The sequence below is a fragment of the Candidatus Nitrosopumilus sp. bin_68KS genome (assembly GCF_054095825.1).
In genome coordinates this window covers 64507-79588 of the sequence record NZ_JBSWSP010000018.1, presented here as the reverse complement: position 1 = coordinate 79588, position 15082 = coordinate 64507, and the positions used below count along the sequence as shown (strand labels likewise).

21 protein-coding genes are annotated in these 15082 nt (G+C 33.2%); 15 read left to right on the top strand and 6 right to left on the bottom strand.

The annotated features are described in order from the left end of the window. Positions 1-36: 36 nt before the first annotated feature. The 3 genes from ACW9W3_RS07905 (at position 37) to ACW9W3_RS07895 (ending at position 2604) form a co-directional block, all read left to right on the top strand. The gene (locus ACW9W3_RS07905; RefSeq protein ID WP_457765608.1) at positions 37-420 is read left to right on the top strand and encodes a VOC family protein; all 384 of its coding nucleotides are present in this window, start codon (positions 37-39) and stop codon (positions 418-420) included. A 69-nt stretch (positions 421-489) separates the two neighbouring features. After that, positions 490-810 carry a hypothetical protein gene (locus ACW9W3_RS07900; protein WP_457765607.1) on the top strand — a complete coding sequence of 107 codons (321 nt, stop codon included), beginning with the start codon at positions 490-492 and terminating at the stop codon, positions 808-810. A gap of 81 nt (positions 811-891) precedes the next feature. Further along, complete coding sequence (locus tag ACW9W3_RS07895) at positions 892-2604, top strand: acetolactate synthase large subunit (RefSeq protein ID WP_457765606.1); 1713 nt, start codon at positions 892-894, stop codon at positions 2602-2604. 255 nt (positions 2605-2859) lie between these two features. Here ACW9W3_RS07895 and ACW9W3_RS07890 read toward each other — a convergent pair whose 3' ends face one another. From ACW9W3_RS07890 to ACW9W3_RS07880, 3 genes are all read right to left on the bottom strand, one after another. Further along, positions 2860-3270 carry a DUF6659 family protein gene (locus ACW9W3_RS07890; RefSeq protein WP_457765605.1) on the bottom strand — a complete coding sequence of 137 codons (411 nt, stop codon included), beginning with the start codon at positions 3268-3270 and terminating at the stop codon, positions 2860-2862. Beyond that, positions 3271-3432: a hypothetical protein gene (locus ACW9W3_RS07885; RefSeq protein ID WP_457765604.1), complete on the bottom strand. Its 162-nt coding sequence runs from the start codon at positions 3430-3432 to the stop codon at positions 3271-3273. It abuts the gene before it with no gap. A 115-nt stretch (positions 3433-3547) separates the two neighbouring features. Next, positions 3548-3985 (bottom strand): Lrp/AsnC family transcriptional regulator, encoded by a 438-nt coding sequence (locus tag ACW9W3_RS07880; RefSeq protein WP_457765603.1) that lies wholly within the window; start codon positions 3983-3985, stop codon positions 3548-3550. Positions 3986-4175: 190 nt separating this feature from the next. On the opposite strand from ACW9W3_RS07880, the gene ACW9W3_RS07875 reads away from it, so the two are divergent. The 4 genes from ACW9W3_RS07875 to ACW9W3_RS07860 all read left to right on the top strand — a co-directional run bounded on the left by ACW9W3_RS07875 (position 4176) and on the right by ACW9W3_RS07860 (position 7805). Then, positions 4176-4838, top strand: coding sequence for a 50S ribosomal protein L1 (locus tag ACW9W3_RS07875; protein WP_457765602.1), 663 nt, complete (start codon positions 4176-4178; stop codon positions 4836-4838). Continuing rightward, positions 4831-5697, top strand: a complete 867-nt coding sequence (locus ACW9W3_RS07870; RefSeq protein ID WP_457765601.1) for a 50S ribosomal protein L10 — start codon at positions 4831-4833, stop codon at positions 5695-5697. Before ACW9W3_RS07875 ends, ACW9W3_RS07870 begins: the two co-directional genes overlap by 8 nt. A 70-nt stretch (positions 5698-5767) precedes the next feature. Then, positions 5768-7399, top strand: a complete 1632-nt coding sequence (locus tag ACW9W3_RS07865) for a sensor histidine kinase (RefSeq protein WP_457765600.1) — start codon at positions 5768-5770, stop codon at positions 7397-7399. A 43-nt stretch (positions 7400-7442) separates the two neighbouring features. After that, positions 7443-7805: a response regulator gene (locus ACW9W3_RS07860; protein ID WP_457765599.1), complete on the top strand. Its 363-nt coding sequence runs from the start codon at positions 7443-7445 to the stop codon at positions 7803-7805. 4 nt (positions 7806-7809) lie between these two features. On the opposite strand, the gene ACW9W3_RS07855 is transcribed toward ACW9W3_RS07860, so the two are convergent. After that, entirely contained in the window at positions 7810-8667 is an 858-nt protein-coding gene (locus ACW9W3_RS07855; RefSeq protein ID WP_457765598.1) for a hypothetical protein, read from the bottom strand. A gap of 322 nt (positions 8668-8989) precedes the next feature. Between ACW9W3_RS07855 and ACW9W3_RS07850 the strand changes: the two genes are divergently transcribed. From ACW9W3_RS07850 to ACW9W3_RS07825, 6 genes are all read left to right on the top strand, one after another. After that, complete coding sequence (locus tag ACW9W3_RS07850) at positions 8990-9184, top strand: hypothetical protein (RefSeq protein ID WP_457765597.1); 195 nt, start codon at positions 8990-8992, stop codon at positions 9182-9184. Further along, a complete protein-coding gene (locus tag ACW9W3_RS07845) occupies positions 9181-9651 on the top strand; it encodes a hypothetical protein (protein ID WP_457765596.1) in 471 nt (156 codons plus the stop codon). The genes ACW9W3_RS07850 and ACW9W3_RS07845 overlap by 4 nt, the downstream gene beginning before the upstream one ends. Before the next feature lie 105 nt (positions 9652-9756). After that, the gene (locus tag ACW9W3_RS07840) at positions 9757-10530 is read left to right on the top strand and encodes a DUF432 domain-containing protein (RefSeq protein WP_457765595.1); all 774 of its coding nucleotides are present in this window, start codon (positions 9757-9759) and stop codon (positions 10528-10530) included. Beyond that, positions 10531-11352, top strand: a complete 822-nt coding sequence (locus ACW9W3_RS07835) for a mechanosensitive ion channel family protein (protein WP_457765594.1) — start codon at positions 10531-10533, stop codon at positions 11350-11352. It abuts the gene before it with no gap. A gap of 101 nt (positions 11353-11453) precedes the next feature. Next, the gene (locus ACW9W3_RS07830) at positions 11454-12122 is read left to right on the top strand and encodes an ATP-binding protein (RefSeq protein ID WP_457765593.1); all 669 of its coding nucleotides are present in this window, start codon (positions 11454-11456) and stop codon (positions 12120-12122) included. A gap of 36 nt (positions 12123-12158) precedes the next feature. After that, positions 12159-12554 (top strand): VOC family protein, encoded by a 396-nt coding sequence (locus ACW9W3_RS07825; protein ID WP_457765592.1) that lies wholly within the window; start codon positions 12159-12161, stop codon positions 12552-12554. A 28-nt stretch (positions 12555-12582) separates the two neighbouring features. Here ACW9W3_RS07825 and ACW9W3_RS07820 read toward each other — a convergent pair whose 3' ends face one another. Next, positions 12583-12873, bottom strand: coding sequence for a rhodanese-like domain-containing protein (locus ACW9W3_RS07820; RefSeq protein WP_457765591.1), 291 nt, complete (start codon positions 12871-12873; stop codon positions 12583-12585). 198 nt (positions 12874-13071) lie between these two features. Between ACW9W3_RS07820 and ACW9W3_RS07815 the strand changes: the two genes are divergently transcribed. Continuing rightward, positions 13072-13671: a hypothetical protein gene (locus tag ACW9W3_RS07815; RefSeq protein ID WP_457765590.1), complete on the top strand. Its 600-nt coding sequence runs from the start codon at positions 13072-13074 to the stop codon at positions 13669-13671. Between the two features lie 418 nt (positions 13672-14089). Here ACW9W3_RS07815 and ACW9W3_RS07810 read toward each other — a convergent pair whose 3' ends face one another. After that, on the bottom strand, positions 14090-14593 hold the full coding sequence (locus tag ACW9W3_RS07810; RefSeq protein WP_457765589.1) for a hypothetical protein: 504 nt from the start codon (positions 14591-14593) through the stop codon (positions 14090-14092). 96 nt (positions 14594-14689) lie between these two features. Between ACW9W3_RS07810 and ACW9W3_RS07805 the strand changes: the two genes are divergently transcribed. After that, positions 14690-15073 (top strand): DUF6659 family protein, encoded by a 384-nt coding sequence (locus tag ACW9W3_RS07805; RefSeq protein ID WP_457765588.1) that lies wholly within the window; start codon positions 14690-14692, stop codon positions 15071-15073. Positions 15074-15082 lie beyond the last annotated feature (9 nt).

Below are 15082 nucleotides of genomic sequence, written 5' to 3'. Positions count from 1 at the left end.
AAAAAAGATTATCAATAATCACTGTTTTTAATATTTATGAACAAAGTTTCACACTTTGAAATTCCATATGATGATCAAGGTAGAGCACAAAAATTCTATCAAGATGTGTTTGGTTGGCAAATAGCAAAATTTGCAGACATGGATTATCATTTGGCAATAACAACCCCAAGTGACGAGAAGATGAAACCTAATGAAGCAGGTGGAATCAACGGAGGCTTACTTCCAAAGGATCCAACAGGCGAGCATCCTATGATAGTAATTGATGTGCCAGATATCAATGAGCATATCAAAAAGATAGAATCAGCTGGAGGCAAAACTGTAATGCCTGCACTAAAGATAGGCGAATTTGGAATGTATGCTAGAGTTTCAGACACTGAAGGAAATGTTATTGGTATTTGGCAGACAATTGATAGCTGCTAATACTTTTTTTTTATTCTAAAATTAATTTTTTTCAAAGAACTTTAAATTATAAAGTATTCATTATTGAACATGGTACCGCTCTACAAAGACAAATACATACAAATTTTTGAAGATAAAATAAGATTTACATCTTGGAATTTACCTTGGGGTAAAAAAGATGTAATGCTATACCACATCAAAAAAGTATCTGAGAGGAAATTAGGAATACTTTCAGGGAAATTAAGAATTTCAGGTTCGTCCAATTTCAGAGATTGGTTTCATTTTGATGCATCAAGGCCAAAAAAGAGTAAAGCAATAGTTCTTGAAACAGATTATAAAATTTTCAAAAGATTATGGATTACACCTGAAAGACATTCAGATGCATTTAGTGTTTTAAAAAAATTGATCTGATTCATTTGAATAAAAAAATAGATTTGTAAATTAGAAAACCATTAAAATCCATTTATTATTTTTTAATGTCGATTAGATTTTTTGAAAGAGAATCGTTTAAAACATAGAATTCCAAAAAAGATCGGCTTGAAAGCTTCTGACTTGTTTGTAAAATGCCTGGAGAACGAAGGCGTTGAATATGTTTTTGGAATACCAGGAGAAGAAAACGCAGACTTTGTAATGTCATTATCTGAATCTAAGATTAAATTCATTTTAACTCGCCATGAACAGGGAGCAGCCTTTATGGCAGATGTCTATGGTAGACTAACAGGTAAAGTTGGAGTATGCCTTGCTACATTAGGTCCTGGCGCAACTAACCTAGTAACCGGAGTGGCAAATGCAAACATGGATAGATCACGACTGCTTGCCATTACTGGCCAGACGGATTCACATCTCTTACACAAGGAATCTCATCAAAACATGGATGTAATTACAATGTTCAAACCAATTACAAAGTGGAATTGGTCAATACGTAATCCACAAAACATTCCAGAAATTGTAAGAAGGGCATTTAAAATTGCACTAGAAGAAAAACCAGGTGCAGTACACATTGAATTACCTCAAGACATTGCAAAAAAAGAAGCAGATATTCCTCCAATAATCCCCCAACCTATCTTTAGATCAGTGGCAAATGAAGAATTGATAAAACAAGCTGCTAAAATTATTCTGGAAGCAAAACATCCTGTAATTTTTCTGGGAAATGGATGTGTTAGAGAAAATGCTAGTCAACACATCAGGAAATTAGTAGAGAAAACAGGAATCATTGCAATGAATACGTTTATGGGAAAAGGAGTAGTCTCAGATGACTCTCCACTACACCTGCATACAATTGGTATCAAAGATGCAGATCATGCTTTACTTGCAATAGAATCAGCTGATGTTGTAATTTCAGTAGGTGTTGATCTGGTAGAGTACAGTCCTAAAAATTGGAATAAAAATTTGGATAAAAAAATTATCCATATTGATTTTACACCATCTGAAGTCTACACCTATTACAGACCAGAAGTTGAGATAGTTTCAGATATTGAATATGCAATTGATGCAATTCTTGATGAATTAGAACTGCAGAAAAAAGCACATCCAGAATTAGATGTATTTCCAATTAAAGAAATTCCAGAATTATTTAAAAAAATTATGAAAGAAGTAGATGAAAGAAGAGATTCATTTAATGACGATAAATCATTTCCAATAAAGCCTGAAAAATTAATTATTGATGTTCGAAATGCTTTGGGTGAAAATGACATCTTACTATCAGATGTTGGAGCTCACAAGCTTTGGATTTCAAAAATTTACAAAACATATCAGCCAAACACATGCATTATTCCAAACGGGTTTTGTTCAATGGGATTTGCATTTCCAGGCGCAATGGCAGCAAAGATTGTCCATCCTGAGAGAAATGTAGTAGCAATGTGTGGAGATGCAGGATTTTTGATGAACGTTCAAGAACTAGAAACTGCAGTTCGACTAAAACTTGGATTCATCACAGTAGTATGGTGTGATCTTGACTTGGGGATGATTTCAATGAAGCAAAAAAATGAATTCGGTAAAAGTGTATTTACTAAATTTACAAATCCAGATTTCATCAAATTAGCTGAGAGTTTTGGTGCAGTGGGATTTGTAGTAAAATCAACTGAAGAGTTTTCAACAACGTTGGAGGAGGCAAAAAAAATCAAAGACAAGCCAGTAATTATTGCAATTGATGTAGATTATTCAAGAAACCATGTTTTACTAAATGATAGTAAATATGAAATTTAGAAATAAAATCCAAACTAATTGCTAATTGGGTTTGGACATTTTTCTGATAAAGGGAAAAAAGTTATTTTTTCATCATGTTCTGTTATCATAAAGCAGATAGATACATGAAAGCGCTCATCAGTAATCTTTCCACAGATTCTACAGATAAATCGCGTTGGAGCTTTGCATTTACCACATAAGGAATACTCTAGGAGTAATCCCCCACATTTTCTACAGGATTCATCAGGCAATTCAACACATCCAATGAGATGAAGGTTATGCCACCTGTGGAATTTCAAATGATGGTTTTTCTTGAGGGGAACTTGATGCAAGATATCGGTATGCAGTTTGAATTATTTTGTTATAATCTAATCCAGTGTCTACTGATAACAACATTAAATCCTCTTGATATGGAATTGTAATCATTGTAGTATTTTCCCTAAAAGAGACAATTGCAGATATCTTTCCAAATGAATTGTCAAATTCTTTTCTCATTGACATGTCAAGTGTAGTCTCCATAAATAACATCTCTAATTTTTTTTCATCTGTTTCCAATGGAAACACTTGAGACTTGTATTCAGAAATTTTTCGACCACGATTATTGATCATCACTGCAAAATTAACTCCTGATATTTCACACATGTTTTTGCAGATTTCATCATAGAGACACATTTGCTTTGCTTCCAATTAGTAATCCTCCTCATCTAGTAGAATCCAGGACAAGCCTGCAACATCTTCCCAGTGAAACTGCTCAATATTCTCAATTGCAGGTACTTTACTGCTTTTGAGTGTCATAGTATTCTGAATTGGATTTAGTTCAGAGTTCCTGTGAATCAATATAGTTGACATGCAGTCTTTTGATTCGAGTGTTATATTGAATTGATTATTGTTTTGCGGTATGCCTTTTTTGGTTGAAAATAAGACGGATTTTTTTGGTTGGTATCTAGAAAATAGAAATGAAATTCTAAATTGTCTGTGTAAGATATACAGGATCTTTGTCAGTTTTTTGTAACTCTACAAAAGTTTCAGAGTTTTGAACACCTGGAACCTTACCTATCTTTTCAATAACTATAGTATGAAGAGCCTCAAGATCTTTTGCATAAACTTGGATGATAATATCGAATCTACCAGTAACTTCTGAGATAGATACAACTTCAGGAATGTTCATGAATGTTTTGTGAATATCATCTTTGTGTTTTGGATCTCGATTAATTCCAACTGATGCCTTTACACCAATTCCTAAAAGAGAATCATCAATTTCGACTGTGAATTTTTTGATTAGTTTTTTCTTCATCAGTCTCTTTATTCGGCTATAGAGCACTGATGCATTAATTCCCAGTTTTTTAGACAATGTAGGAACTGAAATTGATCCATCCTTGGTTAATTCAAATAGTAATTTCATATCTAATTCGTCAAAACGATGCAACGTATTCGAAAAAACATTTTCTGATTTAATATATGTAGGTTTTTACAATTAATTAGCCCAGATTTACAAGATTTAATTAAAAATCTGTAATTTTTCTAAAAATACCGGTATCTTAAAACATCAACCCCTAAACGATTTTAAGTAGGCTTTTTTGAAAATGTTCGTAATGATTACAGAGTCTCAGCTAGTTGATTTGATTAAAAAGGCAAAGGCGGCCACTAAAAAGAAAAAGTTTACTCAGGCAATTGAGCTAATTGTTAATTTCAAAGATATTGATGTAAAGAAAGGATTTGCACTAAATGAAGTAGTTCAACTTCCAAAGACTAGTTCACCAGCTACTGTTTGTGTAATGGCAACAGGTGAAATGAGTCTGAAAGCAAAAGAGGCAAAGGCAGATTCTGTAATCGGAACTGAAGAATTAGATAAATTTGGAACAAACAAAAGAGAATCAAGAAAATTCATCAACAAATATGATTTCTTTTTGGCAGATACCAAAGTAATGCCAACAGTTGGTAAAACTTTAGGTCAACTATTAGGTCCCAGAGGAAAGATGCCAACACCAGTTCCATTTGATGCACCAATTGATTCATTTTTGTCAAGATTTAGATCATCAATTAAAGTTAGAACTAGAGCATCACTATCTGTTTCATGTAAAATTGGAGATGAGACCATGGAGGATGCAGATTTAGCAATTAATGCACATACTGTTCTTAATGCAATTGAAAAGAAATTACCAAACGGTGAGAAGAACATGAGAAGAGTTATGATTAAAACTACTATGGGAAAGCCAATAAAACAAGTCCAAGAGGTTAGAAAGAAATTTGCATGAAAATAGAACTGCTTATCCTAAAAGAAAAACTCAGATGTATCAACAACTACAAGAGTTACCAAAAAAATACAAAGTAGTATCAGTAATTAAATTAAACAAAGTACGTTCAACACAGATTTTACCATTAAGAAAAATTCTAAAAGATGATGTCGAATTTGTTGCAATCAAAGACAAGGTTGCACAAAAGGCACTTAATTCACTAGACATCCCAGGAATCAAAGAGATTGCAGACCAACTTGAAGGACAATGCATGTTCTTGTTTACTAACATGTCACCATTCAAACTCAATGTACTTTTAGCTAAAAACAAAGTAATGATGGCAGCAAGAGGCGGGGACATTGCAAGTATCGATATTGTGGTACCTGCAAAGAACACAGGAATTGCACCAGGTCCAATGCTTACAGAATTCAAGGAAGCTGGAATTCCAACAAAGATTGATCAAGGAACAATTTGGATTGCAAAAGATAGCACACCAGTTCTAAAAGGAGGAGCAATCAATGAAAAATTAGCATCAATTTTAGGTAAATTAGATATTAAACCAGTAGAGGCAGGAATTTCACTATTCACAGCACTTGAAGAAGGTAGCACGTATGCTGCAAATGATATGGTAATTGATGTTGAGAAGATAAGAGCACAGTTCGGACAAGCCCACCAAGAAGCAGTTTCACTATCAATAGAGGCAGCATACATTACTGCAGACAACATATCACAGATACTCAGCAAAGCATCACAATATGCTCGCTCATTATCAGTAGAGTCAGGATTTATGACAGACGAGACAAAAGAGCAAATCTTGCAAAAAGCAGATGCACAAGCAAGATCAGTTGCCAGCAAAGCAAAAGATTACACTCCAGCATAAACCTAATTAGTTTTAGTTTTTAATTTATACACGAATCAGTTTTGGTAAAAACAATTAGGAGATGCAAATAATGAATAAAAAAAAATGGTCATGGTATGGAATCATTTTTACAATAATCATATCACTAGTTATTGCCACCATTCAAGTGTACAGCATAGAAGAACAAAACATCAAGACAGCAATAACTGAAAACCAAATTGAAATTCAAGAAGTCATTGCAAAATCAATTGCAAAAAACATTAGCTCAGAGATGGAGTTAATCATATTTGAATTAGAAAACTTAGCAAAAGCAAGTGAATTACAAACAGATACTGGAACTGCAGAATCAAGTAAAATGGTTGCAGAGACATTTTTGCGTATAAACTCTATCTCACCTACTGCACAAATTTTAGCCCTTGATGAAGAGTTCATAGTTTTATCTCAAGCAAGTAAAAATCATGAGTCATTTGTGGGGGCAAAAGTAAAGGGGTTATCAGAATTAATTGATTTAGAAAAGAATAGCAGCAAGACTGATCCCAAGATTTTATCCATTAACACACTGCTTTTTGATGAGCCAGAAATTGCAATAACATATCCAATAATCAATGATGAGACAAAAGAGCAAACAGGAACTCTCCTAGTTACATTTGCATCAAGTGAATTTTTCAAAAGACATGGAAATATTTACGATGTAGAATCTCAATTTTTGACTGTAACTGATGAAAATCATGTGAGACTAATTTATCCAAACAATGAAAGTGCTGAAGAAAATTCCTTAGGATATGATCCAGAATACGACAATGATCCAGTATTAAATACACACATACAACTTATTTTGGAAGGCAATCTATCTACAGCAATTTTTTCTCTAGATGACGATATTGGAGAGAGGATAAGTACTGGAATTCCAGTTACAATAAATAAAAAAATTGAATTTATCTTTGCAGTAGTAACCCCAACCCAATCAATTAACAAAGAGATCGATGAAATAATTTTTGTTACACAGATTCAAAGTATCTTTTTGTTGTTATCAACAATTGTTGTACTGTTAGCATTACTTGTAAAACGCTCTCAAAGCTTCAAGAAAGAAAAACTAACAGTAATTGGGCAATTATCATCAAATATTGCACATGATATACGAAATCCTCTAGGTACAATAAAAAATGCAGGAGTAATAATTCAAAAAGAAAACAACGATAAAAATGAAATCATAATAAGAGAGATTGACAGAATCAATCTATCAGTGAGAAGAATTTCCCATCAAATTGAAGAAGTTCTAAACTATGTAAGAACAACCCCCCTAATTCTAAAACCATATTCAATAAACCAAACAATTCAAGAAGCAATTGATACATTGACAGTACCGGAGAATATTACAATAAATACTCCAAAAAATGATGTAACTATAAAATTTGATCATGAAAAAATACTAATCGTATTTGTAAATATCATACTAAATGCAATTCAATCAATTGGAAATACAAAAGGAGAAATCAATATCAACATCAATGAAACTGAGACACATGCTACAGTTGGATTTGAGAACTCAGGTCCCAACATCCCATCAAAAGATCTAAAACGTGTCTTTGATACACTATACACTACTAAACTAGAAGGAACAGGTCTTGGTCTTTCTAGCTGTAAAAATATTATCGAGCAACACAAAGGGGAGATTTCCGCACAATCCAATCCTGTAAAATTCTCAATTAGGCTGCCAAAATGACAATTCAAATAATATTAACTAATAATAAAATACGGAGAAAAAATTGGTAAATTCCCGTATTCTTTTGGTAGATGATGACATTCAGTTCCTAGAGGCAACTGAATACATGCTAAAATATGAAAATTATGAGGTAATTACAGCTAAAAATGGCGAGGAGGCCATTAAAAAATACAAAGAATCAAGCCCAGATATTGTTCTAATGGACTTGAAAATGCCTGTAATGAATGGCTATGATGCATTTTTTAAAATAAAAAAAGACCACTCTGATGCAAAAATAGTATTCACATCAGCATATGCCATAAACAATGAAGAATTTGCAAAAGCAAAAAAATCAGGATTATTCGGACTGCTAACAAAGCCATTTGATCTTAATGAGCTAAACAGTTTAATCGAATCAAAAAAGTAGTATTTCATTTTACATCAGACTTTTTCAATATAGAATATCTTTGCTGATAATATTTTGTTGCACTTCTAAAAAATAGTAAAAACCATTTCTTCAATTGAATGTCTTCTTCAAAAATTATATCCAAACTTTTTATTCCATTTGTCTTTGATTCATTTTTTCGAATTGGATTGTATAATAGATTAGTGTAAAACCAATATGAGATCTGTTCTGCTAATTGCTCTTCAGAAATAGATTCAAAGTTTCTTTGATATTTAATGTGCACGTATGACATTAACTCATAAAATGGAATTCCCGGCTGAACTTGAATTTGCGGATTGTCTGCAAGTAATCCATTTGCTAATAATTTAATTCCGTAAATCCTGTTACCTATTTTTGATTTTAGATAATCCCATTTACCAAAAACTTTAGGCAATATGTCGGAGTATTTTTGTGCAACCTTGTCAATTTCAGAATTTGAAAAATCAAGTACATCAATGCAGTACAAAATTCCATACAAAGATAGTCTGTACTTGTCAGCTATTCCTGTTTTGAGGCTCTGTCCATCTTTTACTACCAACCCCAAATTTAAAATTCCATCTGAATGTTTTCCTTTATCTTTTCTTCCAACAAGTAGTCTTCTGTAAATTTTTTCTCGTTCACGTAATTTTGCCATGTCATTAGGAATTGATATTTTTGCCAAATCCCATGTTGTGAGGGATTCATTTTTTGACATTATTTTTAAAAGTGATTGAACATTTTGTTGATGTTTAGTTAGTTTTGATTTTTTTTCACCGGGTTTTCCATAATGTAGATGTGCATTGGGGCGCAAATACATTTTGTAGTTTTGCAAGTTTCCTAGGGCGGATTCGGATTCAAAAGGCATACCGTAATCCGGTATCTCTTGTTATATATAACTCAGCCTCAACAATTGCATGAAGCAGCAAACCGTACACAACTGGCAACACTCGCCTTCAAAAACTCAGGTTACAAGCGTCCCTGTAAAAGCAGTGCCAAAATCCTTGCATCAAGCCAAGACACCTACCTTCTCCTGTGAGGATTTGATGGGACTTTCCTGGGCATTGTTTGAGGAGAGATACTAAAATGCAAACACAATATTTTTTCCCAAATGTGAGGATTGTATGCAATAAGATGCCGACCCATTTTGTTGCATTGCATAGCCAAAATTGTATGGAGGAGATGAGAAAATGAAACCGGCCAACAAAAAAATTTTCCCCAGAGGTGGATTTTCATCTTCGCTGCTGATGTACACAGAACAAATCGAAAATCCTGATAGCATCAATTCTCAATACGAGAATGAAATAATGCTAGATGAGTTTGATTTGTTTGTACACCAAAAACCAAGAAGAGGCAGTCTAATGAGGTGTGGTGCATCAGCATGAGCATAGTTTCAGCACCAAGCATATCAAGGAAGAGTAAGATGAGAAGTTTGGCAGCATCATGTATTTTTGGAATGGTGTTAAGTCTTTCTCTTACAATGTTTGATAATTCTGCTTTTGCAGAATCGACTCAAACTTCAGTGATACGACTTGATGATGAGACAAGTCTTGAAAAGACTACTCTCAGCATGAACATTCCTGAAACAAATACACTTCCTTGGGGAACAATCAAAGGCAAAGTGAATGACCCTTCACAAGGACATCCTGTGATTATTCAAATTTTCAAATCCGATGAGTCCGTTCCTATTCATGTTGCACAGGTTAACTTGAAAGGGGATCATTCCTTTGAGTACAAGTTCCGATTGCTGTCAATAGATGATGGTGAAATCACTCCTTTTTTTGAAGGCGACTATAATGTCAAAATCTTCAAGGTGATAAACACACCAACAGGTAATCTAGAGTCAATCTAGATTATCTTAATCTTTTTTTCAATAATGTTTTGCAAAGATAGTGCTAATTCAATAATTAGGCAATAGCGTTATTACTGTTGAAAAAGAAACAGGTTTAGATAAAAAATGAGTACAGAAAAGGATATTTTTTCAGGCTATGGCCACTACGATATAGCAGAAAAATTGGAATTACGTTTACCTAAAACAGAAATCAAAATTGAGCGTAAACCAAATGATAGAATATCATATTATCGAAAAAATTCTGAAAATCAAGAAGTAAGGAAATCATTTCCAAATTCAAGTAAAAATGTAAAGATAGAACTTTGTCCAGTATTGCCTCTTCACCTCCCTGCTAAAAAAACACACGATCTCATCTTTTTGCGTTTAACAGAATCTATGTTTATAGAAAAAAATTCAGATGCAAACTTTGTAATGCAATTTCCAATAGAGATCGGGGTATTTCTGATAAACTCTAGTGATGGTTCAAAAGAACTGTTTGATTGTTTTACATGTGAGCCAATGCACTCAAGATTTGCATTGTACGGCACACCAGAAAAAGGAAATCTTTGCATGTATTCCAAAGTCAAATTACTAGAAGAAAAGGATTCAGATCCTTATGTTTTTGCAAAAATGAAAGTGACGTTGAGTAATGAACTAGATCATGGAGTATTTGTAAAAAAATTAGTCTTCCCAATAAATGAACATACGATTTACTATGCAGAAAATTCTTCTGAAGTTCATATTGATGATATCAAAGGAGTGATAAAACCAGCAGTAAATAACAAAGTCATTGAGATTAGCAGAGAAGACTATAGCAAAAAAAACAATGATTTGAAACTAGTAGCATATTCTAGCAGTAAGGAAAACAAATCATTTACGATGGAAAGGGGATTTGATTAGATGGTTCTTGAAATTTTAGACATGCAATTAATGGAAGGCGTTAGTGTTTGGAGCCTGCTAATTACTGGAATTCTAGTTTTTGTTGGAGTTATTGTTGCAAGAATAGTTCGAATGATTTTCAACAAAAAATTTGCACCAAACATGCCAATACACACTGTAAAAACTTTGAACAAGTTAATCTATTATGGAATAATTATCATCTTCCTAATGGCTGCAACTGCAAGCCAGGGAATTGATCTTGGCGGGCTAGTAGTAGGAGCAGGGTTTATGGGAATTGTGATTGGATTTGCAGCCCAATCAGTGGTATCAAACATGATATCAGGAGTATTCTTGTTAATTGAAAAGCCTGTAAAACAAGGAGACACAGTAGAAGTAGTTGATTCTAGTGTATTGGGTAAGCTAATTGACATTAGTACATTCTCATCTAAAATTCAACAGTTTGATGGTACCGTTGTTAGAATTCCCAACGAAAAAATGTTTACATCAAATCTTCGCTCCTTTAATTTATCTGAAGTTAGAAGAAGTGAGGTTACAGTTGGTATTGGATATGGAGAGAATATCGACAAAGCAATCAAAGTAATTAAAAATGCAATTGAGAAGAATGTAGTTTATTCACTCATGGAGCCTGAACCACAGTTTTCTATTTCAGAATTAGGAGATAACAGCGTAAACATTCTGATTCGTGTTTGGTATCCACGAGATGATCTGCTTGAAGTAATGCCCAATTTACTCAAAGTGATTAAAAATGCATTAGATGCAGAAGGCATTGAAATCCCATTCCCACAAAGAGTAGTATGGGAAGGAAAAGATTCTGAGAGATAAAATTTTGCAGGATCAGATAGATTTTACTATGAACATTTAATTTGTGTTTTTTTAAAATGGACTAACAACTCTTCATAGTTACATAATGCAGATTTGTTGATATGATTTCAAAAAGAGATGCAAAGCAAATTCTCGCTCAACTATCAGATACTGAGGAATTCTCATCAATTGTAGACAATGTGGCCATCATAAAAAATACAAATTTCAAGACCAGGAAATCTCTTGAAACAGTAGTAAATCAAGAAATTCTAGATAATTTTCAAAAAATAGAAGAGGCAATAATTAATTTACAGTATCTTTTTGAGGAAACTAAAAAACCCATTTTAAAATCACAAAATAGCCACATAGATGAAATGTCTTATGTTTCATTATTTGAAATACTAAAGCAGTCCATTCCTGTAAGCATTCCTTCAGAGATATTCATAAAACTTCCAAGACATGATTACGCAATTAAGGGAATAAAAAAGAAGTTAGTTACACTATTTTCAAGTTTAATTCGAAATTCAATTCAAGCAATGGATAAAAAAGGAACAATCACTATCAGGGCATTTGAATCAAATAAACAAGTAAGAATAGAAATAGAAGATACAGGGAATGGAATTCCCGAAGAAATGATAAAGCAACTCTTCGTAGCACATACAACTACAAAAAAATTCGGTACAGGTCTTGGTACATCACTTGCAAAATCCATCGTGGATTTACATGGAGGGACAATTTCTGCAAAGAACAGCCCTACAACGTTTACAATTCAATTGCCAGTCTACGAATAATAAAACAAACTAATACAAGAATTACTATGATATTGTATGACTAATTTTCTCAAAGCTACATCAATGGATCATGTAAATATGAACGTCAAGGATTTAGAGAAAACTATAGAATTTTACAAAAATCTTTTCGGATTTAAAATTAGAAAAGATGACAATTCCCCAAACAAACTAGATGCCCCATCAAAGATTATCGGTAATGACTCCATCAAGCTATGTCTATATGAAAATCCTCAAATGTCTACTGCTGGAGGAATAGCTCACTTTGGTTTTCATGTTGCAAACTTTGAACAAATAATGGATAAATGCAAAGAATTGAATGTGGAAGTTCTCTATGACGGTCCTGTAGAGTTTGAAAAATCAAGGTCTGTTTACATCAAAGATCCTAGCGGATACGACATTGAACTCAGTGAAGTATCAGGTGGGGGATTATAGAGATATTTTATTTTAAAAATGTCTAAAATTATTTCCAAGAAGGAAAACCGCCATCTAATGTTACAGCACTAAATCCCTCTTTGTTTAGTTCATCTGCTGCAATATTTCCACGATAACCTGTTCCGCAATATGTACAAATTTTCTTACCCCTCATATCCTCAATCTGCTTCTTTTTTGCATTTCTTATTGCCAATCCTAGAGGCATGTGAACTGACCCATCAATTTTTCCTGAAGCAATCTCATCAAGTTCCCTTACATCAATAATAACAAAATCTTCTTTTTTTGATTTTAATTCGCTTGCAGAAATCTTATCAGCCATGAATTAAATTGAGATGTTTTCCTATTTATTCTCATTCTATTTTGAACTGAATCAAGGCATACCGTAAATTAAAAGATATTTTGATATATTATTTTGAGATATTGCTCCTGGCGAAAACGTAAGAGGTTTGACATATCTCTTGGATTCCTTCGAATCCTGATAGTTGCCTCCTTACGTTTCACCAAAAAGTGAATGAAAATGGAAAAAATAAAATTAAAAAACAAATGGCTTGGAGCTCCATTAGTAGCATTACTGTTTGTATCTGTTTTTTCAACAGCAGCACATGCTGAAGATACAAAGGATGTTTACAACCAAGCAAAATTGGCTGCAGAATTGGAGTTTAGTGAAACAATTCAAAAAGCAAAAGAGGAATTAAAAACAATAACTGAAAAATCCCCTAAAGATCCTGAGTTAAAAAAGCAGGCTGAGAAAAACTATTACAAAATAGTTGCAGATGCCAAGATCATTCGTGATCAAAAAATTGCCCAAGCTTGGGAGATTTACCAACAAGCATCAACAACTAAAATTACTGATCCAAAACAAGCAAGAGAAGCATATACCAAAACAATCAATGACGCAAAAATAAAGTATGAAAAACAACTAGAAGATGCAAGAACTGCACATGAAATATCATTGTCTGAAACAACAGACGAACAAAACATCAAAGCGCTAGAAAAAAAATATGAACAAACCCAAAATGAAATAAAAGAAGCATACAACAACGCAATAACCAAGGCAAATGAAGAGTATCAAAAGGCCAAAGAAGATCTAAAGAAGAGTAAAAACAATTCCCGATAATAAGGAATCAGCAGAAATCCATCAAAGGTTAGAGTCCATCTTGACTCTACCCCCATTTTGGGGAGGAATTGATACACAGATAGGAATAAAAATGAATTCTAGTCTTCGCTCATTTTCGTAGTATGGCTTGGATCATCTTTTATTGCCTCTATAATTCTTTTGTTGATTGCAATACGATACGAATTACTACAACTAGAAAAGAATTAATCATTATCTCGGCATATGTTACAATAAAGTGGCTTGTCAAAAGGAATCAATCCCATTTGTATCAGATACTCCATTGCCGAGGATATTTCATAACGTTGATGACATTTAGAGCAAGATACATTCAAAAAAGAAACAACAGCATACAAGACACTCCATCAATTCTCAATATATAGAGAGCTCGAGCCAGCATCAGAACAACTAACTTCAAGTTTTATTTTCGATTGAAATCCTGCATGATTTTTGGTAGTTTGTCATCAGGATTTTTTTGTATGTTGAATTTCTTACAAAACTCAAAATGATTTGGCCAGTTGGCTTTGGCAATTCTTCCAAAGTCAGCACTGACCATTTTATCATACCAATCAATTATAATTATACCATATCCGAAGAAACGTCGAAGATACGTTCCAATCTCAGTTGGAATTTTGTTATTCAGTGTTAGATAAGCAATTTCGTCAAGCGTATTTAGATAATCATTTGCATATCTTTCACAATCCTCTGTTGTCTGCAAAATTGCATTTTTTTCCAGTCTTTTAGTTAGATCTTCATGAAATGAGCGTAATAGTTGTGAGTATGTTGCCCGAGTATTTTCTTTTGTAGTCTTCCAGGTAATCCATAGAGTAATTGCAAAAATAGTCATAGTTACACAACTAATCATTACTGCCAAAACAGGAATCTCTATTGGAAGTGAGATGGATTGAAGATAGCCATTACTCAAAATATTAAACATGATTCTCTATTGGAATATAGCTATTTGTGCGAATCTGTTATGATGTAGGGAACTGTTTTTATCTGCTATTAACACAATTTGATTATGTCTTCAGATGAAATTGACAATCTAGAGCAAGCTTGCCAAAAAGTTTTGCAACTACCAAAAATTCGATTTGTCGGAGTTTTAAACAAAATGGGAAAAAAGATTGCAGGAGGTTTCAAAGAAGGTGTTACATCTTTCCTTCCAGACAAAGACAATCAAATGATGTATGTTCAATTAATGCTAGAGTATATGATGAGAAAAGACTTTGATGAGCACTTGGGAAGTATTGACTATATTGTATCAAGAAGAACCAACTTGAAAATGATTAGCATTCCAACTAAAGAATTTCTTGTCTTAATTTCTGCACAAAGAGATGCAGACACTCAAGAAATTATCAAACATGTCAATTCTGCTTTTACCACACTACCAGATATTAAACCATAAGATCAGATT